Source organism: Bradyrhizobium sp. S69 (assembly GCF_009766005.1).
Lineage (GTDB): Bacteria > Pseudomonadota > Alphaproteobacteria > Rhizobiales > Xanthobacteraceae > Bradyrhizobium.
In genome coordinates, this window is sequence record NZ_LMUK01000009.1 from 249,098 (window position 1) to 256,161 (window position 7,064).

Below are 7,064 nucleotides of genomic sequence, written 5' to 3' on the forward strand. Positions count from 1 at the left end.
GCGGCTCTCTAAGAAGAAGCGAGACCTGTCGTGACGGTTGTCGATCACAACACCATCGAGCTGTCGCCCCGGATTTCCGAGGCGGCTCCGGCCGATTACATCGCGCTATTGAAGCCGCGGGTGATGTCGCTGGTGATCTTCACCGCGCTGGTCGGCCTCGTGATCGCGCCGGGCCACGTCCATCCGGTGCTGGCCTTCACCTCGATCCTCTGCATCGCGGTCGGTGCCGGCGCCTCGGGCGCGCTCAACATGTGGTACGAGAGCGATATCGATGCCTTGATGTCGCGCACCGCCAACCGGCCGATTCCGCGCGGCCGCGTTACCCGTCCGGAAGCGCTGACGTTCGGAATGACGCTGGCGTTTTTCTCGGTGATGACGCTCGGTATCCTGGTCAACTGGTTTGCGGGCGGGCTGCTCGCGTTCACGATCTTTTTCTACGTCGTGGTCTACACCATCGGGCTGAAACGCTGGACCGCGCAAAACATCGTGATCGGCGGCGCCGCCGGCGCCTTGCCGCCGGTGGTGGCCTGGGTGGCGGCGACCGGATCGCTGTCGGTCGAGCCGCTGCTGCTGTTTCTGATCATCTTCTTCTGGACCCCGCCGCATTTCTGGGCGCTGGCGCTGTTTCGCAACGACGACTATGCGCGCGCCGGCGTGCCGATGCTGCCGGTGGTCGCCGGCCCGGACGCAACCCGGCTGCAGATCCTGCTTTACACCATCGTGCTGGTCGCGATCGCGACCGCGCCCTGGCCGCTCGGCTATTTCGACGCGGTCTACGGCGTTACCTCGCTGGTGCTCGGCGCCGGCATGCTCGGGTTCGCGATCAACGTCTACCGGCATCGCGTCGGCAGCGCGGCGCTGCGCGCGACCCGCAAGCTGTTCGCATTCTCGATCCTGTATTTGTTTGGGCTGTTTGCGACCTTGCTGCTCGAGGTCGTGGTGCGCGCCCTCGTCCCGTCGATCTGGTAGGGGGCGCATGGCGAGCCAATGGACGACAAGCGGAAGCCAGATGGAATTGTGCTCACCGAAGTGCAGCTTAAAAGCCGCCGCCAGCGTTCGGTCGCCATCGCGCTGGCGCTCGGTGTCCTGGTCGTGTTGTTCTTCGCCGTCACCTTGGTCAAGGGGCCGGCGGTTCTCGTCCGGCCGTTGTGATTGGCTCACCTGATGGACACCCAGCCCTCGCAACCACCTGTCCAAGCCCCGAAGCCGGCGCCGCGCCTCGGCCGCGACGCGACGGTGGCCGCGATCTGCGGTTTCGTCGTGGTGCTGATGGTCGGCGCGTCCTACGCCGCGGTGCCGTTCTACAACTGGTTCTGCCGCGCCACCGGCTTCAACGGCACCACCCAGGTCGCCGAATCCGCCCCCACCGGGGCGCCGCTGGAACGCAGGATCGCGGTGCGCTTCGATTCCAACGTCGCCGGCGGGTTGCCCTGGAAGTTCGAACCGGAACAGACCGAAATCAACATCAAGATCGGTGAAGTCGTCACCGTCTATTACACCGTGACCAACCAATCGGCGCGAACCACCACCGGGCAGGCCGCCTATAATGTGGCGCCGCTGACGGTCGGGGCGTATTTCCAGAAGATCAACTGCTTCTGCTTCACCGAGCAGACCATGGCGCCGGGCGAAACCCGCCAGATGCCGGTGGTGTTCTATGTCGATCCTGCCATCGTCAAGGACAGCGACAATGACGGCCTGAACACCATCACGCTGTCCTATACTTTCTATCCCGTGCGCGATCCGGCGCCGACGCCGGTGGCGGCGAGCGAGCCGGACAAACGCAAGGGAAACTTCTGATCGCCGAAATGCAGGCCGCAATCCCCGCATTCCTCGATCGCGAAATTGGTTTTTGAGACGACACGTGCCTGTTAACACCGGCACCGCTAACGGAGAGACCGCAATGGCTACGGCGCAAGTCAAGCACCACGACTACCACCTCGTCGATCCGAGCGCATGGCCGGTCATCGGCTCGGTCTCGGCCTTCATCATGGCGATCGGCGCGATCACCTGGATGCACCATATGACCAGCGCGGCGCCGATCATTTTCGGCATCGGCGTGATCGGCGTGCTCTACACCATGGCCGGCTGGTGGACCGACGTGATCCGCGAAGCCCAGTACAAGGGCGACCACACTCGCGTGGTGCAGATCAGCCACCGCTACGGCATGATCCTGTTCATCGCCTCCGAGGTGATGTTCTTCGTGGCCTGGTTCTGGGCCTTCTTCAATTCGTCGCTGTTCCCCGGCGATCCCGTGCACGCCACCCGCGACGCGCTGTTCGGCGGCGTGTGGCCGCCCAAGGGCATCGAGGCGTTCGATCCCTGGCATCTGCCGCTGTTGAACACGCTGCTGCTGCTGACCTCGGGCACCACGGTCACTTGGGCGCACCACGCCCTGCTCGAGAACGACCGCAAGGGTCTCAAATACGCGCTGCTGCTGACGATCCTGCTCGGCGCCACCTTCACCTGCGTGCAGGCCTATGAGTACAGCCACGCTTTGTTTGGCTTTGCCGGCAATGTCTACGGCGCCACCTTCTTCATGGCGACCGGTTTCCACGGCTTCCACGTGCTGGTCGGCACCATCTTCCTGATCGTGTGCCTGCTGCGCGCCAATGCCGGGCATTTCACCCCGACCCAGCACCTCGGCTTCGAATTCGCCGCCTGGTACTGGCATTTCGTCGACGTGGTCTGGCTGTTCCTGTTCATCTGCATCTATGTCTGGGGAACCGGCGGCGGCCGGCTGATCGGCGCCGAATAGGCCTGCCGTCATTGATGCAACCTATGGAGGGCGGCCGTGCGGCCGCCCTTTTTTCTTTTTGGAACAGCCAAATGTCGGATGAGAATCTACCCACGGTATTCGAGAGTGCGATGCGCGGTATCGCCTGCAAATGTCCGCGTTGCGGCAAGGGCAAACTCTTCAGCGGCTTCATCGACCTGCGGCCGAGCTGCGAGGCCTGCGGGCTCGATTATGCCTTCATCGACGCCGGCGACGGGCCTGCGATCTTCATCATCATGATTGCCGGCGCCATTGTGGTGGCCTGCGCGCTGATCGTCGAAGTCAAATACCAGCCGCCGTTCTGGGTCCACGCGGTGCTGTGGCTGCCGCTGATTCTTGCGACCACATTGTTGCCGATGCGGTCGATGAAGGCGCTTCTGATCGCGCTGCAATACCATCACAAGGCCGCTGAAGGCCGGCTGATCGATAGCGAACCGAAATGATGGCTGCTTCCGCAAAACCGCGCCCCGTCGCGGGCTTCGCCATTTTCACCGCTGTGATGCTGGTCGCGTTTGTCGGCCTCGGGATCTGGCAATTGCAGCGCCGGGTCGAGAAGCACGCGCTGATCGCAGCCCTCGATCAGCGGCTCGCGGAGGCGCCCGGCGCCCTGCCGCCGCCGTCGCAATGGGGTGCGCTGACTGCGGCCCATGACGAATTCCGCCGCGTGCAGTTTCAGGCGACCTACGACGCCGCCCCCGACGTGATGGTCTACAGTTCCGGCTCCGCTATTCGCTCAGACATTTCCAGTCCCGGCGCCTGGGCTTTCCTGCCGGCGCGGCTTTCGAGCGGTGAAATCGTCGTGGTCAATGCGGGCTTCGTGCCGAGCGCGATGCCGGATCGTGCTCAGCAGGATCGCGCGGTGGCGCAGCTCATCACCCGTCAGCCGGTCACGTTGAACGGCTATATCCGGTTTCCGGAATCTGCGGGCATGCTGACGCCCGCGGAAGATCGCGCCAAGCGGCTGTGGTTCACCCGCGATCACCTCGCGATGGCGCAGGCGCTCGGCTGGGACAAGGTCGCGCCGTTCTACATCGACCTGGAAGCGCCGGTACCCGCCAACGGCATCCCGAAGCCCGGCGCGCTGGAGGTTCATCTCAAGGACGATCACCTGCAATACGCCATCACCTGGTTCGCGCTCGCCGGCGCCGTGGTGATCGCGTTCGCGGTGTGGTGGCGCGCGCAGCGACGCGCGTCGTCGTGAACGACTTGCCGGTCGCGGAGGCGGACGGCCACCCCGTGAAGGCCTTAGGCTTCGAAAAGCCGACGCTCGTCGGCAAAGATCCGCATCAGGAACTCGGTCACGGTTCTGATCGACATTTCCTTATCGTCCTGCCGCCGCGTGACCAGCCAGAGTTCGCGGGACGGTGGCGCATGATCGAGCAAACAGGGCGCCAGCGCGTGATTGGCCCGTCCGATGAAGTGGGGCAGCAGGGCGATGCCCGCGCCGGCTTCGGCCGCCGCGGCCTGGGCAAATTGATTGTCTGTCCGCAGCGCGACCCGCGCGCGGGGGAACTGGCGTGCCAGCCATTGCGCATCCGCAATGTGGGCGCTCGCCTCGTCAAAGCCGATCATGACGAGGGCCGCGCCGCGCTTGATACGGCGGCGCCATTCGGCTGAACCGTAGAATCCATAGCCGAACGTCACCGCGTGCCTGGCGATGAGGTCGCCGTCCTTGGGACGTCCGAACCGCAAGGCGATATCGGCCTCGCGCCGTTCCAGACTCACGGTACGAACGTCGGTCGCGATCTCGATATCCAGCCCTGCGTACAGCGACACGAGTTTGGCAATCCGGCTGACGAGGAAACCCTGTGCCATACCGGGTGTCGCGCTGATGCGGACCAATCCCTTGACCGATCCTTTGGCGGTCTGATCCGCGCCGCCGCGGCTCAAGGCTGCCGCGGCCGTCTCCATATCGTTGGCCGCGGCCAGCGCGCGATCGCCGGCGGCCGTCAGGACGTAGCCATTCGGCCGGCGTTCAACCAGCGTTTCGCCGAGTGTCTGTTGCAGCGACGACATCCGCCGCGCCACCGTCGCGTGATTGACGGAGAGCGCGCGCGCAGCCCCCGAAAGGCTGCCATGGCGCGCCAGCGCGATGAACACGCGAATATCTTCCCAATCGGCCTCTGTGCGAATTTGCTCAGCCATTGCGTGACAATAGCGAATTTTATCACAGGCGGCGATTGGCTATTCGGTTCCGGCTGAATTTGCAGAGGAAACCGCACATGGCTGCGCCCAACGTGACTGTCACGCTGATTGGTGGACCGACCGCGCTGATCGAGGTCGGCGGCCTGCGTCTCCTCACCGACCCGACCTTCGATCCGCCGGGTCTCTACCAGAAGACGCCGGTGCATTTCGAAAAGACCTCCGGCCCGGCGCTTGGGGTGGACGAAATCGGTCCGCTTGATGCGGTGCTGCTGAGCCACGATCATCACCTCGACAATCTCGATCATTCCGGGCGCGCCATGCTGCCGTCCGTCGCCGTGACCTTCACCACCCAGGCCGGCGCCAAGCGCCTCGGCGGCAATGCGCTCGGCCTCGCGCCGTTCGAAACGCGCACCCTGACCGGACGAAACGGGCAGCGGCTGTTCGTCACCGCAACCCCGGCACGTCATGGTCCGGTCGGGATCGAACCCTTGTCCGGCGATGTCGTCGGCTTTCTGGTGGGCACAGAGCAGCCGGGGGATGCCATCTACATCACCGGCGACACGGTTTGGTACGAGGGAACGGCCGAAGTTGCGCATCGCTTTTCGCCAAAAGTGGTGATGCTGTTCGCGGGCGCCGCCGAACCGAGAGGGCGGTTTCACATGACCATGGGCAGCAACGATGCACTGGAAGCCGCGCACGCGTTTCCAAATGCGGCGATCATTGCTTGTCACAATGAGGGCTGGGTCCATTTCAAGGAGAGCGCGGACCAACTCGCCGCCGCCTTCGCCGTGCTTGGCGCGGCATCCCGGCTGACCGCGCTCGAACGCGGCAAGCCGGTGCGATTTGAATAATGCCGCGCTGATCAAAACAAAAGACTGGAGCCCCGTTCCGATTCCATCGGAACGGAAAAGGCTCTAGCCTAAGCCAATGCGATAGTTCAGCACGCGCTTTTCGCCGCGGCCAATCTGCATCACGCCGGGCTTGGCGGCGAACTCGCCGTCAAAATCCATCGGGCTGGCAAAACCGTGCCAGGGCTCGATGCACAGAAACGGCGCGCCGCCGGGCTTCGACCACACGCCAAGCTGGCGAAATCCTTGCCAGGACATTTCGATCGATGGACCGTGATCGGCCGCATAGCGCACCGACGTGCTGCGTAGCTGGTCCAGGATGATCGCATCGTCGGCAAACAGCTGCTCGCCAAGCGCCAGCGCTCGGCCCTCGATCGGGCTCGGCTCTGATGCTGCCCGCAGCAGGCCGTCGCGCAAGCGGCGGATCGGCGCCGGTTCGTCGTCGGCGAACGTCAGGCGATATATTTCCTTCTCGATCCCGCCTGTTAGCGGCCAGTTGAATGCCGGGTGCGCGCCGATCGACGCCGGCAGCATGTCGTCGCCGGTGTTGATGATTTCGAGGCTCACTTCCAGGCCGGACGGCGTGAGCAAAAAGCGCAACGTGAGCCGGAACGCAAACGGATAGCGGCTGCGGGTCTCGGCATTGTCGGTCAAAGCCAGCGTGCAATGGCCAGGCCCGCGTTCGACCCAATTGAACCGTTGATCGCGCGCAAAGCCGTGCTGCGTCATCGGATAGGTCTTGCCCTGATGACGCAGTTCGTCGTTCTTCAGGCGGCCGACAATCGGAAACAGCAACGGCGCGTGGCGCGGCCATTGCGGTCCCGCCTGCCAGAGCAGTTCGTGGCCGTCGGCGCTTCGCAGCGATTGCAGCTCGGCGCCGTGGGCCGCGACGATCGCCGACATCCCGCCGCTCGACAGCGTATGAATCTCGTCCTTCATGTCTCTCTCCACCGCCGCAGCGAACGCCGCGCGACATCGACAACATTAGCGCGATCGGCTGATATCTACGAGCCACACGAGCGGGAAAAGCGGCACTTCGCGAGCCCTATCGGGGCGATGCGCGCAAAATCGAATTTGTTGGCTCGCTTCAATCTGATTTGCCCTGTCCATGCCTTCACATCCCAAACATGATTTCTGATTTTCAGAAATTGTTCTTGACTCCAGACCCAACTCAGTTGCTTATTCCTCGCCATCCCGTCCCGAGAGAGGGGGCGTTGGCCATCGTCACTGACGTTGGGGCGGGGAGCGATGGACGCGGATGCGCTTTTGACGAACGGCGCGTGAGGCGGACGGCAAAG

General features: G+C 63.9%; 9 protein-coding genes. 7 read left to right on the top strand and 2 right to left on the bottom strand.

What is annotated here, in order from left to right:
* Window positions 1-30: 30 nt before the first annotated feature.
* From GSQ88_RS03165 to GSQ88_RS03190, 6 genes are all read left to right on the top strand, one after another.
* On the top strand, window positions 31-969 hold the full coding sequence (locus GSQ88_RS03165; RefSeq protein ID WP_159005910.1) for a heme o synthase: 939 nt from the start codon (window positions 31-33) through the stop codon (window positions 967-969).
* Window positions 970-987: 18 nt separating this feature from the next.
* The gene (locus GSQ88_RS03170) at window positions 988-1,152 is read left to right on the top strand and encodes a cytochrome c oxidase system small membrane protein (RefSeq protein ID WP_159005911.1); all 165 of its coding nucleotides are present in this window, start codon (window positions 988-990) and stop codon (window positions 1,150-1,152) included.
* 12 nt (window positions 1,153-1,164) lie between these two features.
* Entirely contained in the window at window positions 1,165-1,797 is a 633-nt protein-coding gene (locus GSQ88_RS03175; RefSeq protein WP_159005912.1) for a cytochrome c oxidase assembly protein, read from the top strand.
* A gap of 103 nt (window positions 1,798-1,900) precedes the next feature.
* On the top strand, window positions 1,901-2,755 hold the full coding sequence (locus GSQ88_RS03180) for a cytochrome c oxidase subunit 3 (RefSeq protein WP_159005913.1): 855 nt from the start codon (window positions 1,901-1,903) through the stop codon (window positions 2,753-2,755).
* A 71-nt stretch (window positions 2,756-2,826) separates the two neighbouring features.
* Window positions 2,827-3,216, top strand: a complete 390-nt coding sequence (locus GSQ88_RS03185) for a DUF983 domain-containing protein (RefSeq protein WP_159005914.1) — start codon at window positions 2,827-2,829, stop codon at window positions 3,214-3,216.
* Window positions 3,216-3,974, top strand: coding sequence for an SURF1 family protein (locus GSQ88_RS03190; RefSeq protein WP_502706679.1), 759 nt, complete (start codon window positions 3,216-3,218; stop codon window positions 3,972-3,974). Before GSQ88_RS03185 ends, GSQ88_RS03190 begins: the two co-directional genes overlap by 1 nt.
* Before the next feature lie 44 nt (window positions 3,975-4,018).
* Here GSQ88_RS03190 and GSQ88_RS03195 read toward each other — a convergent pair whose 3' ends face one another.
* Complete coding sequence (locus tag GSQ88_RS03195; protein WP_159005916.1) at window positions 4,019-4,918, bottom strand: LysR family transcriptional regulator; 900 nt, start codon at window positions 4,916-4,918, stop codon at window positions 4,019-4,021.
* Between the two features lie 77 nt (window positions 4,919-4,995).
* On the opposite strand from GSQ88_RS03195, the gene GSQ88_RS03200 reads away from it, so the two are divergent.
* Complete coding sequence (locus GSQ88_RS03200) at window positions 4,996-5,769, top strand: MBL fold metallo-hydrolase (RefSeq protein ID WP_159005917.1); 774 nt, start codon at window positions 4,996-4,998, stop codon at window positions 5,767-5,769.
* 63 nt (window positions 5,770-5,832) lie between these two features.
* On the opposite strand, the gene GSQ88_RS03205 is transcribed toward GSQ88_RS03200, so the two are convergent.
* Window positions 5,833-6,705 carry an aldose 1-epimerase family protein gene (locus GSQ88_RS03205; protein WP_159005918.1) on the bottom strand — a complete coding sequence of 291 codons (873 nt, stop codon included), beginning with the start codon at window positions 6,703-6,705 and terminating at the stop codon, window positions 5,833-5,835.
* Window positions 6,706-7,064 lie beyond the last annotated feature (359 nt).